Annotated in this window: 15 protein-coding genes; 6 read left to right on the top strand and 9 right to left on the bottom strand. The window is 73.3% G+C overall.

Going from position 1 to position 19591, the window contains the following annotated elements:
• Positions 1–27 precede the first annotated feature (27 nt).
• The 4 genes from ACIBJF_RS33950 to ACIBJF_RS33935 form a co-directional block, all read right to left on the bottom strand.
• A complete protein-coding gene (locus ACIBJF_RS33950) occupies positions 28–1224 on the bottom strand; it encodes an NAD(P)/FAD-dependent oxidoreductase (protein WP_399179556.1) in 1197 nt (398 codons plus the stop codon).
• Positions 1225–1340: 116 nt separating this feature from the next.
• On the bottom strand, positions 1341–2285 hold the full coding sequence (locus tag ACIBJF_RS33945) for an RNA polymerase sigma-70 factor (protein ID WP_399179554.1): 945 nt from the start codon (positions 2283–2285) through the stop codon (positions 1341–1343).
• Positions 2286–2400: 115 nt separating this feature from the next.
• Entirely contained in the window at positions 2401–4458 is a 2058-nt protein-coding gene (locus tag ACIBJF_RS33940) for a TolB family protein (RefSeq protein ID WP_399179552.1), read from the bottom strand.
• A 137-nt stretch (positions 4459–4595) separates the two neighbouring features.
• Entirely contained in the window at positions 4596–4940 is a 345-nt protein-coding gene (locus ACIBJF_RS33935) for a GntR family transcriptional regulator (RefSeq protein WP_399179550.1), read from the bottom strand.
• Between the two features lie 197 nt (positions 4941–5137).
• Between ACIBJF_RS33935 and ACIBJF_RS33930 the strand changes: the two genes are divergently transcribed.
• Positions 5138–5677: a DUF2269 domain-containing protein gene (locus ACIBJF_RS33930; RefSeq protein ID WP_399179549.1), complete on the top strand. Its 540-nt coding sequence runs from the start codon at positions 5138–5140 to the stop codon at positions 5675–5677.
• A 29-nt stretch (positions 5678–5706) separates the two neighbouring features.
• On the opposite strand, the gene ACIBJF_RS33925 is transcribed toward ACIBJF_RS33930, so the two are convergent.
• Positions 5707–6480 (bottom strand): VOC family protein, encoded by a 774-nt coding sequence (locus tag ACIBJF_RS33925; RefSeq protein ID WP_399179547.1) that lies wholly within the window; start codon positions 6478–6480, stop codon positions 5707–5709.
• Positions 6481–6671: 191 nt separating this feature from the next.
• Between ACIBJF_RS33925 and ACIBJF_RS33920 the strand changes: the two genes are divergently transcribed.
• Complete coding sequence (locus ACIBJF_RS33920; protein ID WP_399179546.1) at positions 6672–7517, top strand: hypothetical protein; 846 nt, start codon at positions 6672–6674, stop codon at positions 7515–7517.
• A gap of 75 nt (positions 7518–7592) precedes the next feature.
• Positions 7593–8087 (top strand): hypothetical protein, encoded by a 495-nt coding sequence (locus ACIBJF_RS33915; protein WP_399179544.1) that lies wholly within the window; start codon positions 7593–7595, stop codon positions 8085–8087.
• A 2-nt stretch (positions 8088–8089) separates the two neighbouring features.
• Here ACIBJF_RS33915 and ACIBJF_RS33910 read toward each other — a convergent pair whose 3' ends face one another.
• Both ACIBJF_RS33910 and ACIBJF_RS33905 read right to left on the bottom strand, forming a co-directional pair.
• Positions 8090–12889 (bottom strand): DNA repair ATPase, encoded by a 4800-nt coding sequence (locus ACIBJF_RS33910; RefSeq protein WP_399179542.1) that lies wholly within the window; start codon positions 12887–12889, stop codon positions 8090–8092.
• 231 nt (positions 12890–13120) lie between these two features.
• On the bottom strand, positions 13121–15310 hold the full coding sequence (locus tag ACIBJF_RS33905) for a flotillin family protein (protein WP_399179540.1): 2190 nt from the start codon (positions 15308–15310) through the stop codon (positions 13121–13123).
• A gap of 289 nt (positions 15311–15599) precedes the next feature.
• On the opposite strand from ACIBJF_RS33905, the gene ACIBJF_RS33900 reads away from it, so the two are divergent.
• The 3 genes from ACIBJF_RS33900 (at position 15600) to ACIBJF_RS33890 (ending at position 17635) form a co-directional block, all read left to right on the top strand.
• Positions 15600–16679 (top strand): PucR family transcriptional regulator, encoded by a 1080-nt coding sequence (locus tag ACIBJF_RS33900; RefSeq protein WP_399179539.1) that lies wholly within the window; start codon positions 15600–15602, stop codon positions 16677–16679.
• A gap of 129 nt (positions 16680–16808) precedes the next feature.
• Positions 16809–17276 carry a hypothetical protein gene (locus tag ACIBJF_RS33895; RefSeq protein WP_399179538.1) on the top strand — a complete coding sequence of 156 codons (468 nt, stop codon included), beginning with the start codon at positions 16809–16811 and terminating at the stop codon, positions 17274–17276.
• A complete protein-coding gene (locus tag ACIBJF_RS33890) occupies positions 17273–17635 on the top strand; it encodes a winged helix-turn-helix domain-containing protein (protein ID WP_399179537.1) in 363 nt (120 codons plus the stop codon). The genes ACIBJF_RS33895 and ACIBJF_RS33890 overlap by 4 nt, the downstream gene beginning before the upstream one ends.
• A gap of 47 nt (positions 17636–17682) precedes the next feature.
• On the opposite strand, the gene ACIBJF_RS33885 is transcribed toward ACIBJF_RS33890, so the two are convergent.
• Both ACIBJF_RS33885 and ACIBJF_RS33880 read right to left on the bottom strand, forming a co-directional pair.
• On the bottom strand, positions 17683–18630 hold the full coding sequence (locus ACIBJF_RS33885; protein ID WP_399179536.1) for an MIP/aquaporin family protein: 948 nt from the start codon (positions 18628–18630) through the stop codon (positions 17683–17685).
• Positions 18631–18734: 104 nt separating this feature from the next.
• Entirely contained in the window at positions 18735–19400 is a 666-nt protein-coding gene (locus ACIBJF_RS33880; protein WP_399179534.1) for an SDR family NAD(P)-dependent oxidoreductase, read from the bottom strand.
• Between the last annotated feature and the right edge of the window lie 191 nt (positions 19401–19591).

The raw sequence follows: 19591 nt of genomic DNA, 5'->3' as shown, positions 1-19591 counted from the left end.
CCGCGCTCCGCACGAGAAGTCGCCCGGTCAGGCCTGTGCCGTGGCCGGTGTGGTCGTCTGGGTCGGCTTCGGTACGGCGTGGCGGCGGCGGGCCGGCATTCCGAGCATCGGGTTGGCGACGCTCCAGGCCGCGCCCTTGCAGACCAACTCCTTGTAGACGGCGGCGAACCGTCCCGTCAGGGCCGCCCGGACGGCCCGGTCGTCGGCGGTGACGTACTGGATCAGGCCTTCCCTGCGGCCCAGCGAGATGCACTGGTTGAAGTAGCGGATCGGCACCTTCGGGAGCTTGCCGCCGCTCAGGCGGGCCACGATGGCGTCGGCGGCCTGCCACGCGGTGAAGCCGCCCGAGGCGCAGGACATGCGCAGCGGCTTGTCGCCGGGGCCCGTCGCCATGGCCGCGTCGCCGATGGCGTACACGTCCGGGTGCGAGACCGAGCGCATGGTCCGGTCGACCACGATCTGACCGGTGCAGCTGACCTCCAGGGTGGTGGCCCGCGCGATCGGGTGTACGGCGAAGCCGGTGGTCCACACGGTGACCGCGGCCGGGATCGACGTGCCGTCGGCGGTGATGACACGGTCGGCCTCGACGGCGGTGACGGCGGTGTGCTCGTGCGCGGTGACGCCGAGCTTGCCGAAGACCTTCCGCAGGTGCCCGCGGCCCTTCGGGGAGAGCCAGTCGCCGAGGCCGGCCCGGGCGACGAGGGCGACGTCGAGGTCCGGGCGGGCCTCGGCGATCTCGGTCGCGGCCTCCACGCCGGTGAGGCCGCCGCCGACCACGACCACGGGCCGTCCGGCGTCCAGGGCGGCCAGGCGCTCGCGCAGCCGGAGCGCTCCGGGGCGGCTCGCGATCTGCTCGGCGTGCTCGGCGGTGCCGGGGACGCCCTGGTCGTTCCAGCCGCTGCCGAGGGCGTACACGAGGGTGTCGTACGCCAGCTCCTCGGCCCCGTCCGCGCCGGTGACGGCGACGGTCCTGCGGTCGGCGTCGACGCCGGTGACCCGCGCGAGCTTCAGTTCGACGCCGGTGCCCGCGAACATCTCGGCGAGGGGCCGGGTCTTGAGGGACTGGCCGACCGCGAGCTGGTGCATCCGGACGCGTTCCACGAAGTCGGGTTCGGCGTTGACGAGGGTGATGGCGACGTCTTCGGGGCGCAGCCGCCTGGCGAGGCGCCCGGCGGCGACGGCTCCGGTGTATCCCGCTCCGAGGACGACGATGCGGTGCTGCATTTCCCGGCTCCTGTCTGCTGCTGTCTTCAGCCGCTGCCTTCAGCGGATTCGCCCCTTGAACCGGGCGGCCCGCCGATTCCTGACAGGAATCGGGTGTGAACCAGCTCACATTCGGATCAGAAGATGCTGAGCAGGGGTTCGCCGTGGTCGGCGGCGGCCCACCGCCGGTTCGCGCGCTCCAGCTTGTCCGGGTTGACCTGGTTGCGGAACGCGGCGATGCCCTCGGCGGTGATCCCCAGGCACATGACACCGATGACCCGGCCGTCGACGACCGCCACGAGGGCGGGTTCGCCGTTGGCGGTCGTGACGTACAGCTCGGACGAGCCGCCGACCAGGCGGCGCTTGGCCTCGCTGGGCGTGAACAGGCCCCGCATGAACTTCGCGACCGCGAGGGCGCCCTCGAACGCCTTGGCGCGGGCCGGGACCTTCCCGCCGCCGTCGCCGATCGCGATGGCGTCCTGGGTGAGCAGCCGTACCAGCGGCTCGGTCTTCCCGCTGGTGGCGGCCGCGAGGAACTCCTCGACGACCCGCCGGGCGGCGGCCTGGTCGATCTCGGTGCGGGCCCTGCCGTCGGCGACGTGCTTCCTGGCGCGGTGGAAGATCTGCTGGCTGGCGGCCTCGGTGAGGTCGAGGATCCCGGCGATCTCCCGGTGCGCATAGCCGAAGGCCTCCCGCAGCACGTACACCGCCCGCTCGTTGGGGGTGAGCCGCTCCAGCAGGACGAGGACCGCGTACGACACCGATTCGCGCTGTTCGGCGGTGTCGGCGGGGCCGAGCATCGGGTCCCCGGCGAGCAGCGGCTCGGGAAGCCACCGGCCCACATAGGTCTCGCGCCGCGCCCGGGCCGAGGCGAGCTGGTTGAGGCACAGGTTGGTGAGCACCTTCGTCAGCCAGGCCTCGGGGACCTCGACCCGCTCGACGTCGGCGGCCTGCCAGCGCAGGAACGTCTCCTGCACGGCGTCCTCGGCCTCGCTCGCGGAGCCCAGCAGCCGGTAGGCGATGGCCTCCAGCCGGGGCCTGGACGCCTCGAACCGGTCCACGTCGCTCATGGTCAGGGCCATGACCGGGATCCTAGCCCGCCCGCGGCGGGAGGACCGCCGCATTACGGCGCCGGATCCCTGCGCAACCCCCGGGCCGGGGACGACCCGGGGGTTGCGGACCGCGAACCGTCTCCGGTCAGCGGGCGGTGTGCGCGTCGCGTGCCGGCAGGTGCTGCCTGTCGGGGACCACGGTGGGGTCGGGCACCGGCCGGGCGCTGTCGGCCGCGGACGGTGCCGAGGAGAACGTGGACCGCGCCGTGGCCGTCGCGGGCAGGTCGCCGTTCGCCGCCCAGTGGGTGGTCGTCCAGGCGCTGCTCGCGGCGATCGCCGAGGCGATGGCGGTGCGGTTGGCCGCCGGGTACGACGTGTTGCCGCCGAACGTCTGCACCACCCAGATGCTCGCGGCCTCCTGGCCCAGGTAGTACGAGGCCGGCGCCGAGAGCGTGGACTCGGCCGACCAGAGCATCGGGCCGTACGTGGCCGTGGCCGCGCCGCCCGCGACCGCGTTCTGCCAGGTCCAGGTGTCCTCCACGGTGGCCTGCGTCGGCGCGGTCCACCAGAAGCGGGCCAGGTTGGCGGCGACGTCCTCGTGGGTCTTGCCGCCGATCGTCCAGAAGCTCCACGACTTGTTCAGCGTCACGTGCTCCATCGCCTGGGTGGCGTTGTAGCCGACCGTGACCATGTTCGTGGCCGTCGGGTTCAGGGCGTTCAGGTAGTTCTTCACCGAGGTGGGGACCGTCTTGCCGTTCGTCAGCAGGACCACTCCGGTGCCGTGGTAGCCCAGCGCGCCGGCAGCCGTGGAGGCGGCGATCGGGTCGTGGTAGTCGTTGCCGTCGGCGACGAAGATCCAGCTCGGGGTCGCGCTGATCTGCTTGGCGACCCGGGCCGACAGCGAGGACAGGTCGGGGGCGTCGAGACGCAGCGGCTTGTAGCCGAGCGCCTGGACCTGGCTCGCCACCTTGGAGGCGAGGACGCGCGTGCTGCCGTTGAGGTAGACGGTGCTGCCCTTGGGAAGCGAGCGCTTGAGTTCCTGGGCCGCGGCGGAGTCCAGTCCACTGCCGGAGGTCATCAGGACCGGGGCCTGCTTCTCGGCGGCCAGCGCGATCGCGGGGGCCGAGTAGGTGGCGCTGCCCTTGTTGACCAGCACCGCGGACTTGGCCGTGATCAGGCCGGGCACGTGCGTTGCGCCCACGGTGTCGAACGTCCACCGGGAGGCGGCGGCGTCGATGCCGGTGGAGCCGGTGCCGTAGACCCGGACCAGGGTGTTCTTCCGCAGCGGCTGCCAGGCCGGCTTGGCGCCCTTGCCCGCGCCGGTGACCTCGCTCGTCGTACCGCTCGCCAGGTCCAGGACGCGCACCGTCTGCACGTCGTCGGACCAGCCGGCGTGCGAGCTGTGCGCCTCGTAGGCGATCCGTCCGCCGTCCGGGTCCCAGGTCGGGGACAGGTGGTCGGAGGCGTCGCTGGTGACCTGCTTGACGTCGCTGCCGTCGGCGTTCGCCGTGAACAGCTGGGTCCAGCCGTCCACTTCGCGCGTGAAGACCAGCTTGGTGCCGTCCGCCGAGAACACCGGCGAGGAACCCGAGGCGATGATGTTCTTCAGCGCCTTGGTGGACGGGTTGAAGGTCCAGATGCCCTGGCTGTCGTAGCAGCCGTAGTTGTGCCGCCGTTCGAAGGCCAGCGTGCCCGTCGGGCTCGCCGTCGGGTGGACGTCACAGACCGTCGACGGCTCCTGGGTGTCCGTCAACAGCGGCGCCGGCGCCCAGGATCCGTCCGAGGGCCCGTAGGCGAGCTGGCCGGCGGTGCTGAACACCACGTACCGGCCGTCCAGCCAGTACGTGGGGTCCTCGTACGACGCGCTGGAGCGCACCTTGGTGGCCCACGGCAGCGTGACGAGCGAGGTGGTGCCGGTGACCCGGCCGGTGGCCAGCTGGCTCCAGCCGGCCACGACCCTGCTGCCGTCCGGCGCCCAGTTCGGGGTGTAGCCGTAGTTCGGGATGTTGGGCACGGAACGCAGTCCCGTACCGTCCGCGTTGACGGTCTCCACCCCTGTGGAGCCGCCGAACAGGCTGATCTGACCGGCCGTCACGTCATCCGTCGCGGCCTGCGCGCCCGGTGCGGTCGCACCGAGCAGGCCGGCCGCCAGTGAGGTGGCCGACGTGAGCGCCGCGAGATGGCGGCGCGTGCGAGATCTCAACTCGAAGCCCCCTGAAGAGTGCGTGCTTGTCCGCCGCGAGCGTCTCGGCCCCGCGCGTCCCGGGGGGAACTCGTGCACGGACCGGGCGGCATCGGCGCGCGCGTGTCTGTGTCGCGCTGCGCTCCGGGTGACAGCGATCACTCGTCGGCAGCAGGACCGTATGTGATGACGCGCGGGGGGCACCGGAAAGTGAGTTCGAACAGTAGGTGAACAAAAGGCGCGGGGCGGCTGTTTGATGGCGAGCCGCCCGGCGATGGCCTCGGGGGTCGGGAGCGGAGCATCCGCGGGCGCTCGCGGGGCGTACGGACGTAGGTGCCGGAGCCCGCGCGGCCCTCCGGCAAGCCCTCGGCGATCAGCCGGTCCACGGCCCGCTGCACGACATTGCGCCCGGCGCCGTACTCCTCGGCGAGCCGCGCCCGGGACGGCGGCCGCGTCCCGGTCCCCCATCTCTCCCGCGAGACCCGTGTGCGCAAGGGGGCCACCCTCCGGTCGGTGACGTGGTTCCGGGCGGGTTCGCAAGCTGCTCACCGGCTCCGAGCCACTGGACCAGCACGGCGCTCGGTGTTGCGGCAGGCGTACTCGGCTCGGCGCAGCGGACGTTACTTCCGTCGGCGGACGCGTCGGGCCGGGCGGCCGGGGACGCTGGTCGGGAGCCCGTAGCCGGACCTGGAGGAAGCGAGTGAGCCGTCGACTGACACCGAGGGCCCGTAAGAGCTGGGTCGTCGTGCACCTGGTCGCCTCGGTCGGCTGGCTGACGCTGATGCTCTGCCTGCTCACCCTCGGGGCCACGGCACTGGCGACCGACGACGCGGACACACTGCGGACCGCGTACCGGGCGATGGGGATGCTGGGCGACGCGCTGATCGTCCCGCTGAGCCTGCTCACCCTGCTCAGCGGGGTGGTGCTGAGCCTCGGCACGTCCTGGGGCCTGTTCCGCTACTACTGGGTCGCCACCAAGTTCTGGCTCACCCTCGCGGCCACGGCGGCCTCGATCTTCGCCCTCAGCGCCCGGCTGCACGAGGCGGTGCACGCGGTGCAACGGCATCCGACCGGCCCGATCGCGGCCATGCACCTGGGGTTCGTCCGCTACCAAACGGTGATCGTGCCGGCCGTCGCGCTGCTGCTGTACCTCGCGATCGTCGTGCTGTCCGTGTTCAAGCCGTGGGGACGGCGGGTCACCGCGCCGGTGCGGGAGGAGCCCGCCCGTCGCGGAGCCTGAGTGCCAACGGCCCTTGCGGGCTTGTCGTCTCAGGTCTGCCGCGGGTCCGGCCTGAGGACGGCGAAGACCGCCTGGGCCGGGTCGGTCAGCCAGGCGATGCGGCCGACGCCGGGGACGTTCGCCGCCGGCATCAGCACCGAGCCGCCGTTGGCGCCGACCGAGGTGACGATCGCGTCCGCGTCGGTCACGGCGAAGTACGGCACCCAGCGCGCGCCCTCCGAGTCGTCCCGCGTCGGGGCCACACCGCCGAAGGAGCCCTCCTGCTGGTCGCCCTCAACGATGCTGAGCACCTGGTACGTCATGCCCGGCGCCTGCATCTCCTGCGACCGCCAGCCGAACAGCCCGCGGTAGAAGCCGATGGCCGCCTGCGGGTCGCCGACGTGCAGCTCCACCCACACCAGCGCCCCGTCCTCCGACGCCCGCTGCAGACCCTGCCCGCTCTGCAGCACCGCGAACTGCGCGCCCTGCGGGTCGGTGAACTGGGCGAAGGTGGTCTCGCCCATGCTCATCGGCTGGGCGCGCACCGTGCCGCTGGTGTCGGTCACGGCCCGGGCGGTGGCCTGGGCGTCGTCGCTGCGGAAGTACGTCATCCAGGCGGACTTGGCCCCCTGTTCGGTCAGCGGGCCGAGGCCGGCCACCGTGCCGCCGTTCTTCTGGAAGAAGCCGTAGCCGCCGCCTTCCGGGCCTGCGGAGGCGAACTCCCAGCCGAAGACGGCGGTGTAGAAGGCGGCGGCCGCCTGCGTGTCGGGGCTGCCGAGGTCGATCCAGATGGGCGAGCCGGTGCGGAACTCCGTGCCGAGCATGCGTCTCCTCCTGCGTCCGGTGCGGAAGACGCCCGCCACTATGCCGACGCGAACGGCCCGGACCCGGCCGGGACACGGGGAAAGGCCCCCGCAAATCTGCGCAGGAGTGCCACACGGGCTGCACACAGCCTTTCGAAAGGCTCGTTACCGTGACGGTCGCCCGCCCCCCATTGGACTCAGGAAGACCACAGATGGACTACTGCTCCTCGTGCCGCCGGCACCTCAACGGCGCCCTGGTCTGCCCGGGGTGCGGTGCCTACGCCCCGGACATAGCCCCGCCCCGCTCCGCCTCCGCCGTCACAGCCGTACGGCCCGCCGCCGACGACTGGTTCGGCGCCACAGAGGCTGCCGCGGTACCGCCCGCCGACGCCGAGGGCACACCGCCCGCCGACGTCACCGACGCCCCGCCCGCCGGCCAGGGACGCGCCGCCCGCCGGCGGCAGCTGGCCCGCTGGAAGAAGAACAAGCGCCGGGCCGCGGTGGCGACCGCCGTCGCGCTCGTCGGCGGCGGCCTGACACTCGCCTCGCTCGACCGCGGCAACAACGACCGCGCCCAGGCGGCCACCGCACCGGACAACCGGAGCATGAGCCTCACCGACGAGCCCTCGGCCGCCCCCAGCGACCCGGCGTCCACCCCCGCGTCGCCCGCCGCCAGGCACCGGCACACGCCGACCACGCCGACAGCGCGGACGCCCGCCGTGAGCGCCCCCCAGCAGCAGCACTCCGTGGCCCCCGCACCCCGCTCGGCCCAGTCCGCCGGCCACCCGCAGACCGCCACGGTCGCCTCGCACCAGGACGCACCGGCCGTACCGGCCTCGCAGGCCGCACCGGCGGCCCCGCAGCCGCGTGGCACCACGCCGTCGACCTCCGGAACGAGCACGGACACGAACGCGGGCTCCTCCGGCACGACGGCACAGCAAACGCCCTCCACCGGCACGGGCAGCGGCGGCAGCAGTAGCAGCGGCACCTCGACCACCCCGGCCACCGGTTCGACCTCGCACGACCAACTCTGCCTGGTCCTGGTCTGCCTCGGCTGACGGACACCACGCGGCACGCCCTTCAGGGCCCCCATCGGTCGGCTACGCTACGCGTCCGGCGACGGGGGGAGACACATGTTCGGCACGACGTTCGGCAGGCGACTGCGTGCCGCCGGTGTGGCGGCGCTCCTGCTGGGCGCGCTCGCCGCGTGCGGGGGCGGCCACGGAGGGGACGACCCGGACCCCGTGCACGGCCTCAAGGACACGCTCCGCCACGTCACCCGGAAGACCACTCGGGCCACCCGGCCGCACCTGGTCAAGCGGTGCACGACAGGCACCCACCAGGTACGGCACTCCTCCCGCTCCGGCTCCGGCAGCCATCGCCGCACCCGCACCTGGTACACCACCGAGCACTACCAGGACTGCCACACGGTGCGCAGCGGCAGCGAGACGTACCGCAGGGAAGTGCGCCCGGAGCGGTGGTGCGTCCGCCTGGACGACGTGAACGGCAACCGCAAGCGGGACGACGTCTGGTACCGCGTGGACCGACTCGACTACGACCGCGTCCTGGACGCCGACGACCACGCGCGCGTGCAGTTCGTCCCCGTGTTCCCGGACACGGGCTGCTGACGTCACCGCTCCCGCGCGCGTTCGATGGCCGACTCCACCGCCGCGATCCGGTCCGCGAGCAGCCCCAGCGCGGCCACCGCCCGGCTCACGGGATCCTCCTCGGGCCCCCCTAGGGTGCGGGCGCGGACGTGGGCGGTCTTCACCTCGGTCCAGCGGGCGGCCTCGGCCGGGCTCAGCGTGCCGCGCAGTTCGGCGAGTTTCAGCAGGTTGGCCTCGGCGCCCGTGGTGAGGGTCTGGGCCTCGGCCGTGTAGTGGTCGTCGACGACGGCCTCGCGTTCGGCGTCGTTCATGACCGGGCGCAGACGCTGCGCGATCCGGTTCATGTCGCGGTAGGAGCCCTGGAGGCGGAACGGGGGTTCCGTGCGGGCGGCTGCCGACTGGGCGGCGGAGGCGATGTAGGCCTCGTTCACCTTCAGCACCGTCGCGCGGACCGCCATCACGTGCCGCAGCACGGCCACCGTGGCGTCCAGTTCGGCCGGCGGCATCGGCCGGCTCAGGCGGTCGGCGCGAACCGTCGGGTCGGCGCCGGCCAGGCGGACCAGGAGCTCCAGGTCGGCGCGGTCGCGGGCGGCGAGCGGGGCCAGCACCGGGTTGGCGGTGAGGGCGTTCTCGACGAAGCTGAGCGCGAAGACGTCCTCCTTGCCGGCGAGGACGTCGCCGAGGTTCCACACGTCGGCGCGGTTGGCGAGCATGTCGGGGATGCGGAAGCGCTCGCCGGACTCGGTGTAGGGGTTGCCGGCCATGCAGACCGCGAAGCGCTTGCCACGCAGGTCGTAGGTGCGCGGTTCGCCGTCCCAGACGCCGTCCACGCGCCGGGTGGCGTCGCACAGCGGGATGAACTTCTGCAGCAGTTCGGGCGAGGTGTGCTGGATGTCGTCCACGTACAGGAGCGTGTTGTTGCCGGCCGCCAGCGCGAAGTTGATCTTCTCGATCTCGCGGCGGGCGGTGGCGTTCGGGGCGTCGGCCGGGTCCAGCGAGGTGACGGTGTGGCCGAGCGCCGGGCCGCTGACCTTGACCAGCATCAGGCCGAGCCGGTCGGCGACGTACTCCATGAGCGTCGTCTTGCCGTAGCCGGGCGGGGAGACCAGCAGGAGCAGCCCACCGGTGTCGGTGCGCCTGGACTCACCGGTGGTGCCCAGCTGCCGGGCCAGGCTGTCGCCGACCAGCGGCAGGTACACCTCGTCGACGAGGCGGCCCCGGACGAACGCCGACATCACCCTCGGGCGGTGGTCGTCCAGGCGGAGCCGGTCGCGCTCGGCGGACACCAGGGCCGTACGGCGGCGCTGGTAGGCGCGGAAGGCGGGCACCTCGTCGGCCGCGAACCGGGTCGTCCTGGACAGGAACTCGTCCAGGCGGAGGGGCAGTCGGCCGTCGGCCACGCGCGGGTGCGTGCCCAGCAGGCCCTCGGCCGTCGCCGTCAGCGGGGCGTCGCCGTCGTAGCGCGGCAGGCCGGGGCAGAGCTCGGCGGCGACCGCCTCGGCCAGCTCGCCGGGTCCGGCGTCGGTGCCGGTGGCGGCGGCGTACGCGGCGAGCCAGGCGTGCACCACCTGCCGGCGCGCGGCCAGCTCGGTCAGCCCCTCCAGATCCGTGCGGTAACTCCCCTCCGCGTGCCGGAACTTCTCCAGCAGGGTGCGCGCCGTGACGCCCAGCACGAACCCCTCAGGGCCGCCGGTCAGCTCCTCGAAGAGGTACGCGGCGGCCGGCCCGCCCGCCACCGACGCGTCCCACGCCTCGATCGCCGCGGCCAGCTCCCGCTGAAGCTCCCCGATGGCCGGTACGGCACCGAAGGCGTCCCGGGCCCGGGCCAGCGACACCGCCCGCCGGGACCAGGCCGACCGGGCCTCCTCGGTCGTGCCGTGCGCCCAGAACAGCTGGGCGGCGGCACGGGCGGCGGGCTCGTGGCGCAGGGTGCCGGCGCCTTCGTACAGCGGCAGCAGGGCGGTGAGGACGACCGTCGCGTCATGGTCGTGGACACCGCGCTCGTAGCCCTCGTCGTACGACTCCTGCGCCGCCCGGCGGACCAGGTCCGGCAGGTCCTCGGCGGCGGCCAGGGCGGCCGGGCCGTGCTCGGCGAGCAGACGGGCGGCGAGGTGCTCGGCGCGGTAGACCTCCGGCGACTCGGAGGGCAGGTGGCGCTCCCAGTAGGGGCGGTACGCGGCGAAGTCCGGGTCGGTGACCGGGGCGCGGTAGTCCGTGCCGGTCACCGCGAAGGCGAGGGTGTCACCGTGCGGGACGAGGGTGAGGTCGAGCGGCTGGGTGTTGACGGCGAAGCGGTGGCCGCCGAGCAGCAGGGTGCGGCCGTCCTCGGCGTACAGGTCGGCGCGGTCGCGCAGGACGCGGGCGGCCTCCTGGCGGGCGGACTTCAGCCGGCCGTCGAGCTCCTCGGCGCGCACGCTGTCGCCGAGGGCGCGCAGCTCGTCGGCGGTGCGGCGGACCTTGGCGACCAGCGGGTCGGAGGCGAAGTACGTGGTGACCGCGTCGGCATCGGGCAGCGTGGCGGCCCGGCGGGCGACCGACTCCAGCATGCGCCCCGCCGAGAGCGCGAGCTGCTCGGCGCGGCGGGCGCGGGCGTCGGCGAGGGACTGCTTGCGGGCGGCGAACGCCTCGTAGATCTCGGCGCGCCGGTCGGCGAGTTCCGCGAGGAAGTCGTCGAACTCGGCGAACCGGCCGTCCAGGTCCTCCAACCGGGACAGGACGGAGGCGAGTTGGTCGTCGCACTCCTCGGGCGTGCCGGACGCGGCGAGCGCGGCGGTGACGGCCTGGGCGAGCAGCGCGGTCTCGGCCCCGAACTCGGCCCGCCCCTCGCGGTCCCTCAGGTGCCGTCGGCGGGCGTCCAGGGTCGCCCGGGCCCGGTTGACGCCGCCCAGCACCTCGGCAATCCGTTCCAGGACGGCCGTACGGACGGTGGCGTCGGCGATGTCGAGGCCGGTCACCACCTCGGTGACCGTGCGCAGCCCGTCGGCGAGCTCGTCGAGCCGGGCGGCGACGGGCGCGCCCTGGGCCACGGTCTCGACGGCCGCCGCCTCCCCGACCAGCCGCTCGACCTCCGCCTGCTGCCCCGCGAAGGCGTCCGCGCGGGCCAGGAACTGCACCGCGCGCCGCCCGAAGGCGGCGAGGTCGTCCTCGGCGGCGGCCGCCAGCTCCTCCAGCCGGGCGGCATCGACGTACCGCAGCTCCCGCAGGGTGAGCAGGTGGCCGTGCGCATACCGGAGTTCGCTCAGCCCGCGCACCCAGGCGGCGGCCTCGCGCGGCGCCTCGCCGCGCAGCCGGCGCACCACGGCGGCGATCCGCTCGTCGGCCTCGTCGAGGACGTCCGCGGCGTGCCGGGTCAGCTCCCGTACGGTCTCGAACTCGCCCAGCACCTGCTCGGCGGCCGCCCGGACCTCCCCCAACGGACCGGCCAGGCCGCCCAGTTCGGACTCGACGAACCAGTGATGGGTGTCGGCGGCCCGCACACAGGCCGCCGCCAGCGCCCGGTACCCCTCGCTGGTCTCGATGCCGTCGGTGACCAGCCGGGCCACCGACAGACAGTCGGCGAGCCCGCGCACGAGGTCCGCGTTGCCGACCCGGGCGAACGCGCCGGTGCCGGTGCGCAGCGCGGCGGCGTGCGTGTCGGAGACGTACGGCGAGGTCCACCACTGCACCGGATGGGTGTGCGCGGGCTCCTCACCCCCGTCGCGCAGCACGGCCAGCGCGCCGTCCTCGAACAGCGCCCAGCCCCGGCACGGCAGCGGCTTCGCGACCTCCTTGCGCAGGGTGTTGTACGACAGCAGCAGGGTGCGCCCCTCGGTCCGGGACCGGAAGGCGTACAGCACGTCCTCGCCGTTCGGCGCGCGGACCTCGCGCTCGAACTCCAGGCCCGCCACGTCGAGTTCGTACGTCTTGTGGGTCCCGCCCGCCAGGCAGTACCCGCCGGGGAAGACGATCCCCTGCTCCTCGGGCAGCCGCCGGCACGCCTGCCCGATCCCGTCGAGCCGCACCACCGTCCGGCTCAGCGTGTCGAAGACGAGGTACCGGTCGGCCTCCTCCTTGTACGGGCGCACCCGCAGCAGCACCAGCGCCCCGGCACGGGCGTGGCCGACCGCCGCGTCCGCGAGGGCCTGCAGCGGCTCCTGCACGGGTTCGGCGTACAGCTCCTCCCCGTCCTGAGTGCGCACGGTGAGGGAGCCGCCGATGGTGCTCACCCCCAGCCCCCCGGGGACGGCCACGTACTGGTCCCGGCCGAGGACGTGGTCCTCGCGGGTGGTCTCCGTCCAGGTCAGGTCCTGGGCCGGCGGGAAGACGTCGTCGCGGTCGCCGCGCGCGTCCAGGAACGCCACGCGGCCGTCCTCGGCGAGGCTCCAGCGCAGCACGCGGACGTCGTCGGCCTTCTCACCGGTGCGGAACACTGCCAGCAGCCGGCCGTCGACCCGCCGCAGCCGCAGCAGGCTCGCTTCGCGGTAGTAGCGGTGCAGCGCGCCGAACTCCCGTACGAACCCCGGGTCGTCCAGCAGACCGGGTACGGCGTCCTCGGCCGGCCGCTCGCCGTCGCGGTCGTACAGCACGAGGACGTCCGTGGCTCCGCCGGTCGCGCCGAAGAGGAGCGCGTCCCCTACGGCCACGATGTCCCTCGGCACGCAGGCGTGCTCGGTGCGGAGGCGAGCGGTGCGCGCGAGGTCCAGCCGTGCCGAGCCGAACTCCTCGGCGCGGCGGGTGTTGAGCGCCTCGGCCCGCCGGGCAAGCTCCGCGGCGTGCCCGGCGAGCCGGTCGCGCAGGACCTCGTAGGTGCCGGCGTCCACCTGCGGCGCATCAGCGGTGGCCATTGCGTGTGGTTCCCTTCGTGGGCTGTGCGGCTAGGAGCTCGGGCTGCGCGTCATCTGCCGGGTGCGGGTGCGTGGTAGCTGATCGCGCCCACGCGGCGGAGCCGCATATCGATACAGCCCCGCGCCCCTGGGGAACTGCAGTCCCGGTGCCTTCGAGGCACCGCCGCCGCTGGGGCGGCACGGGTGGGCGCAGCGGCACCTCACAGCGAGCAGCGCCCACCCCGCGCCGCCTCAGCTCCCTGTACCGCTTCCGTTCAGGCCGGCGAGCGGGGTGTCCGACAGGCCCAGTTCGCTTGCCCGGTCGAGGAGTTTCTGGAGCTGTCCCGCGTTCGGGCCGCCACCCTTGATCTGCTTCATCAGCATCGCGGACACGGTCAGGTTCCGCACGTCCGCCGAGCCCAGCGAGCCGAGGACGCGGCCCAGGTCCTCCGTGAAGCTGCCCGTGCCGTCCAGCCAGGGCTTCGCCAGGGACTGCGCGGTGTGGGAGTTGGCGACGAAGCCGTCCACGCCCTTGCCGAGGGCGATGGAGGACACCAGGCGGTCGAAGAAGACCGAGTCCCCGCCGACGATGTCGATGTCGGCGTTCTCCAGCCCGGTCGCCAGCACCGTCGCCTGCGCCTCGGCCACCTGCCGCTGCGTCTCCAGACCGGCCAGCCGGATCTCCTTCTCCGCCTGCAGCCGCAGCCGGTACTCTTCGTGCCCGCGCGATGCCTCGTCCAGCGCGGCCATCGCGGCGGCCTTCTCCGTCAAGCCGGCGGCCTCGGCCCTCAGCTTCTCGCCGATCGCGGTGGCCTCCGCGAGCGCCTTCGCCTTGGCACCCTCCGCCTCGGCCAGCCCCTTGGCCCGCGCGCCTTCCGCCTCGGCCTTCAGCCGCGCCTCGGTGGCCTCCGCCGCCGCCCGCGCGCCCTCGGCCTCCGCGAGACCCTTGGCGCGTGCGCCCTCCGCCTCCGCGAGCGCCTTGGCCTGGGTGCCCTCGGCCTCGGCCCGCAGCCGCGCCTCGGTGGCCTCCGCCGCCGCGCGCCCGGCCTTCACGGTGACCTCGGCCTCCTTGTCGCGGACCTGCACCGCGGCAAGCCCCTCGGCGGCGGCCTCGGCCTGGACGCCCTCGGCGAGCCGCAGCTTGGCCCGCGCGTCGAGGTCGGCGGTCTTCAACCGCGCCTCGGCCAGCGTCAGTTCCTCTGCGGCGCGGTGCGTGGCGGCCTGCTCTGCGGCCTCGGCCGCCTTGATGTCCTTGACCAGCTTCTCCTGCGCCTCCGCCTCGGCGGCGATGACGAGGGCCTGCCGCTCCCGCTCCGCCTCCTCGACCACGCGCAGCTTCTTGATGGACTCCTCCTGCTCGGCGACCGTACGGTCCACCGCGACCCGCTCCCGGATGACCTCGGCGATCTCCCGCTTCTCCGCCTCGACCTCCTTCTCGGCGGCGATCTTCGTCAGCTGGGTCTCCCGCTCCCGCGCGATGACCTCCAGCAGCCGGTCCTTCTCGATGCGCTCGTTCTCGACGGCGATGACCCGCTCGCGGTTCTTCGCGGCGACGGCGATCTCCCGGGCCTGGTTCTCCCGCTGCACCCCCAACTGCTCCTCGGTGCGCAGGAAGGCGCCCTGGGCGCGCAGCCGCTCCTCCTCCATGACGCGGGCGGTCTCGGCCTCCTCGCGGGCCCGGGAGGTCTCGATCTCCCGCCTCTGCTTGATCTCGGCGTCCGCCTGCCGCCGCTCCAGCTCCAGGATGGCCTCGCGGGCGTCGACGTCCTGGCGGGTGATCTCCTTCTGCTCGTTGCGGCGGGCCTCGTTGGTGCGCACGTGCTCGATCGCCGTCAGCTCGGTGATCTTGCGGATGCCCTCGGCGTCGAGGACGTTGGCCGGGTCCATCTGGGAGAGCGGGGTCTGCTCCAGGTAGTCGATCGCCGCGTCCTCGAGGTGGTAGCCGTTGAGATCGATGCCGATCAACTCGATGATGTGGTACCGGAGTTCCTCGCGCTTGGTGTACAGGTCGGTGAAGTCCATCTGCTTGCCGACGGTCTTCAGCGCCTCGGAGAACTTCGCGTGGAACAGCTCCTGCAGCGTGTCCTGGTGGCTGGCGCGCTCGGTGCCTACGGTCTGGGCGACCTTGATGACGTCCTGGACGGTCTTGTTGACCTTGACGAAGAACAGGATCCGGATGTCGGCGCGGATGTTGTCCCGGCAGATCAGCCCGTCCCGGCCGGAGCGGCTGATCTCGATGGTCTTCACCGAGATGTCCATGACCTCGGCCTTGTGCACGATCGGCAGCACGACCTGCCCGGTGAAGGACACGTCGACCCGCCGCGTCTTCGACACGATCAGGGCCTGGCTCTGGTCCACCTTGCGGTACAGCCGGGAGAACGCGAGCACCGCGAGCAGCACGACGACGAGACAGGCGGCGACGAGCACGCCGAGGACTTCCATGGCATACGTCCTTGCGTCAGACGATGAAGTACGGAAGCCCCCCGGGATCGCGGTGCCGGACCATGTACCGGACCCCCGTACCGGTGCTTGGACCACCGGTCGTCCGCCGGCGCCGGCACCGCGACCCTCCGTAGTGCTCCCCGCGGACGATGGTGCGGCCAGGGTGTACACCCGCGCATTGCCGGTGTCCGGCAGTGTTCACTAGGGTCTGGATGCCGGACAGGCGCTAAGAAAGTGTCACCGGCGCGTCAAGATCGCTGGAGCACGGGGGACGGGGGCCGGGACCGGCATGGGGGACAAGCACGACATAGGCGATGCGTCCGAGCACTATCTGGACGGTTTCAGCCGGACACTGGCCGAGGTCTCGGCCACCGGCCGGCGGCTGACCAGGGAGGAGCTGAAGTCCCGGCGGACCCTGGGCGAGCAGGCCGCCGAGGCCGGGCACGGACTGCGCGCGCTGATCGTGGCCCACCTGGCCGCCACCCGCGCCGCCTGGCCGGCCGTGCCCGGCTCGGCGGAGAGCAGCCTGGCCACGCTGGCCGCCGTCGAGCAGGCGATCGACGCGTTCGCCGAGGGCTACGAGCGCGCCCAGCGGCTCACCGTACGCCGCGAGGAGGCCGCGCGCCGGGAGTTCATCGACGACCTGCTCTACGGCCGCAGCGACCTGGGCCGCCTCGCCGAGCGCGCCGAACGCTTCGGCCTGCACCTGTCCCGGGCACACGCGGTGGCCGTCGCCGAGGGCCGGTCCGCGTACGTCGAGGGCGGCCCGGTCGCCCGCCGGGTCGAGGCCGCCGTGCTCGCCCGCTTCGACTCCCGCAGCATCCTGCTGACCACCAAGAACGGCCGGATGCTGTGTGTCGCGCCCGGCGACGAGGACGAGATCCTCCTGCACTTCGCCAAGCAGGCGTACGCGGCGTCGGACGGCGTCCGGATCGCCATCGGCCGCCCGCAGCACGGCGCCGGCGGGGTGGTGCAGTCGTACGAGGAGTCCCTCGCCGCGCTGGAGATGGCCGCCCGGCTCGGCCTGGCCGGGCCGGTGCTGCGCGCCGCCGACCTCCTCGTCTACCCGGTGCTGGCCCGGGACCGGCAGGCGCTGGTCGACCTGGTGACACACACCCTCGGCCCGCTCACCCGGGCCCGCGGCGGAGCCGTGCCCCTGCTGGACACGCTCGCCGCCTACTTCGACTCCGGCTGCGTCGCCGCCGAGGCCGCCCGCCGGCTCTCCCTCAGCGTCCGCGCGCTCACCTACCGGCTGGAACGCATCCACAAGCTCACCGGCGCCGACCCCGCCGACCCGGCGCACCGCTACATGCTCCAGACCGCCGTGATCGGCGCCCGCCTCCTGGACTGGCCGAACCGGCCGCTGTAACCGCCGTCGCGTCCGGGGCACTTCGCCTCCGTCAAAGTACTTGCATTCATGGAAAGTACTGTCCATGCTTACGGCACGAACCGGGGCGGCCCGACCACCCGCCCCTCGCTGCCCGTACCGGAGGCACACATGAACAGCAGCACGGGGGACCCGATGGACGCCCGGCAGGCCCGGGACGCGCTCGCCGCCGCCTGCGCCGCACGGACCGCGGCGCGCAGGGCGAGCGAGCGCGACCGGCCCCGCGGGTACGCGATAGGCCAGGGCCTGACCTTCGCGGCCGGATTCACCGCACTGGGCGTCGCCAACCAGGAGCCGCAGTGGGGGATCTGGCTCCTGCTCGCCGCCCTCCCGTGCCTGATCGCCTTCTTCGTCCTGATCTGGCTCGGCGCCCACCACGGCGGAGTGACAGGCTGGTTCAGCCGCGACCGCGGGCCCGGGCGACCGGCCTGGTATGCCTGGGTCATGCCCTTCGTCCCCCTGGCCATCGGCCTGCTGGCCGCGATCCCGTACGGCACGACGGGCTGGCTCATCGCCTTCGGCCTGGCCTCCGGCGCTGAGTACGTCCTGCGCGCGACCCGGCGGGTCGTCGCCGCATGACCGGCCCGACGCGCGGCGCGCCCCCCGCTCTCGACCGCGAACTCCACCACCCGACCCGGCTCGCCCTCGCCGCCTACCTCTCGGCGTGCGGCGAGGCGGAGTTCGCCGTCCTGCGGGACTACTGCCAGGTCTCCGACTCCACGCTGAGCAAGACCCTCTCCGCGCTGGAGAAGACCGGCTACGTCGGCATCCGCAAGGGCTACCTCGGCAAGCGCCCCCGCACCTGGGCCGCGCTCACGCTCACCGGCCGCAGGGCGCTCGCCCGCCATCTGGCGGCGCTGGAGGAGATCGCGGCGACGGCCCGCCGGGCAGCGGCCGCCGGCACCGGTGCCGGTGCGGAGGACACCCCCGGCAGCTGAAGGACCGCTGCCGCAGGACCGTTGCCGAAGGGCCGCCGTCCGCAGGCCTACTCCTCGTCGATGGTGCGCGCCGCGGTCGCCCGCCCCGGCTCCGGCAGCTCGGCCAGCTCCGCCCGGACCAGCAGGACGTCACCGATGAAGAGGTCGTACACGACGATCCCGATCACGCCTCCGATCAGCGGCCCGACGATGGGAATCCACCAGTAGCCGCTGTACACGCCGGACACGCTGCCCGGGAAGGCGAGGCTGCCCCAGCCCTCCGCATAGGTGAGCAGGCGCGGCCCGAAGTCACGGGCCGGGTTGATGGCATAGCCCGCGTTGGCGCCGTAGGACATGCCGATGGCGGCGACGACGAAGCCCACGACCAGCGGGGCGAGGTTGGCCTTCACGGCCTGGTTGCGCACGTCGAGGACGGCGGCGATCAGCATCAGCAGGAACGCCGTACCGACGATCTGGTCGATCAGCGGCCCCCAGATCCCGCCGTGGAAGTACGCCGCCGGGAAGGTGGCGAAGATCGAGAAGGTGGCGTTCGTGCGACCGTTCACCTTCGGCGGGGGCGCGGCGTGGTCGTAGGCGGCGATCGCCTGGTGGTACACGAGATAGACCAGTGCCGCGCCGGTGAAGGCGCCGACGACCTGCGAGAACCAGTACGGCAGGACCTTGGCCCAGGAGAATCCGCGCCGCACCGCCATGGCCAGCGTGACCGCCGGGTTCAGATGGGCACCGCTCACCCCGCCGCCGACATAGACGCCGAACACGACCGCGAACGCCCAGCCCCAGGTGATCAGCAGCCAGTCACCGGCCGCCATGAAGATCGTCGTGGGCGTCGCGGCACGGCCCGAACCGGGCAGCGCGGCGACCGCCGTCGCGACCACACCGCAGCCGAACGAGATGAGCACGAAGGTCCCGAGGAACTCGGCGAGGCACTCGCCCAGCAGTCCGCCCCGGCTCCTGAGCCGGGGCGGCCGGACGATCGCGGGGATGTCGACGGCCATGGCGCCCCCCTCGAAGAGAGCAATACGCCCAACATCACTATATTGACCTACAAAACTCCGCACCGCAGGGTGACGGTGTCCCGTCAGCCGGTGACAGCGCCCCGTCAGCTGTCGAGATCGTCGGCGAAGTGCCGGAACCCGTGCCGCTCCCGGTGCATGCCCCACAGCGTCTCCGCCAGCACGGCCGGATCCTTGCGGGCGTGCCCGGGAGTGATCGCCCCCGGGATCACCAGCTGCGCGACATGGATCCCCTCGCCGGCCAGCCGCTCGTGCAGCAGATGGCCGTAGGCGGTCTCCGCGGCGAACGCGATGGACGTCCCGGCGCGTTCGGTGTGGGGTACGACGGCGGTGCCGCCGTTGACGAAGAGGATCGTCCCGCGCCCCAGCCGGCGCATCCCCGGCAGCACCTGCTGCACGGCGGCGACGGGGCCGTACACGGAGAACTCGATGGGCCCGATGAGATCCCGGTGCCCGGTCTCCAGCACGGGCCGCATGAAGTCGCGGTGCGGCACCGGGCTGTACTGCAGCACCTCGACGGGCCCCAGCTCGGCCGCCGCCCGTCCCAGAGCCGCGGTCAGCTCCTCCGGCCTGCGCACATCGGCGACGAACCCGCGGGCCGTCACGCCGCTGCCGTCGAGGTCCCGCACCAGCGCGTCGAGCCGCTCCCGTTCCCGGGCGAAGAGGGCCACCGCGAACCCCTCCCGCCCGAACCGCCGCGCGACGGCGGCCCCCAGCCCCGGCCCGGCCCCGACAATGGCGATACTGCTCATGCCCACCATCCGTACCGCACCCGCCACCGCGCCACACACCGGCCCGCCCTGACGACCGAAACGCCGAGGTGGCGGCAGGTGTGATCGAGCCGGTGCCCTAGAAGGTTGCTGAAAATCTCGGGTTCTGGCCCCGGCTGGGTGCAGTCGGGGGCAGTCTTGTAGGCATGCAGGGGGAATGGGCCGGGGAGATG

It is taken from the genome of Streptomyces sp. NPDC050743 (genome assembly GCF_044456925.1).
GTDB lineage: Bacteria > Actinomycetota > Actinomycetes > Streptomycetales > Streptomycetaceae > Streptomyces.
The sequence above is the reverse complement of the archived record's forward strand: the minus strand, read 5'-3'. Positions and strand labels throughout refer to the sequence as shown.

Coding starts and splice junctions, on each gene's coding strand:
- ACIBJF_RS33895 (WP_399179538.1), top strand. CDS start 16,809: ATGAACAGCAGCACGGGGGACCCGATGGACGCCCGGCAGGCCCGGGAC.
- ACIBJF_RS33890 (WP_399179537.1), top strand. CDS start 17,273: ATGACCGGCCCGACGCGCGGCGCGCCCCCCGCTCTCGACCGCGAACTC.
- ACIBJF_RS33945 (WP_399179554.1), bottom strand. CDS start 2,285: ATGGCCCTGACCATGAGCGACGTGGACCGGTTCGAGGCGTCCAGGCCC.
- ACIBJF_RS33925 (WP_399179547.1), bottom strand. CDS start 6,480: ATGCTCGGCACGGAGTTCCGCACCGGCTCGCCCATCTGGATCGACCTC.
- ACIBJF_RS33905 (WP_399179540.1), bottom strand. CDS start 15,310: ATGGAAGTCCTCGGCGTGCTCGTCGCCGCCTGTCTCGTCGTCGTGCTG.
- ACIBJF_RS33920 (WP_399179546.1), top strand. CDS start 6,672: ATGGACTACTGCTCCTCGTGCCGCCGGCACCTCAACGGCGCCCTGGTC.
- ACIBJF_RS33885 (WP_399179536.1), bottom strand. CDS start 18,630: ATGGCCGTCGACATCCCCGCGATCGTCCGGCCGCCCCGGCTCAGGAGC.
- ACIBJF_RS33900 (WP_399179539.1), top strand. CDS start 15,600: ATGGGGGACAAGCACGACATAGGCGATGCGTCCGAGCACTATCTGGAC.
- ACIBJF_RS33880 (WP_399179534.1), bottom strand. CDS start 19,400: ATGAGCAGTATCGCCATTGTCGGGGCCGGGCCGGGGCTGGGGGCCGCC.
- ACIBJF_RS33950 (WP_399179556.1), bottom strand. CDS start 1,224: ATGCAGCACCGCATCGTCGTCCTCGGAGCGGGATACACCGGAGCCGTC.
- ACIBJF_RS33910 (WP_399179542.1), bottom strand. CDS start 12,889: ATGGCCACCGCTGATGCGCCGCAGGTGGACGCCGGCACCTACGAGGTC.
- ACIBJF_RS33915 (WP_399179544.1), top strand. CDS start 7,593: ATGTTCGGCACGACGTTCGGCAGGCGACTGCGTGCCGCCGGTGTGGCG.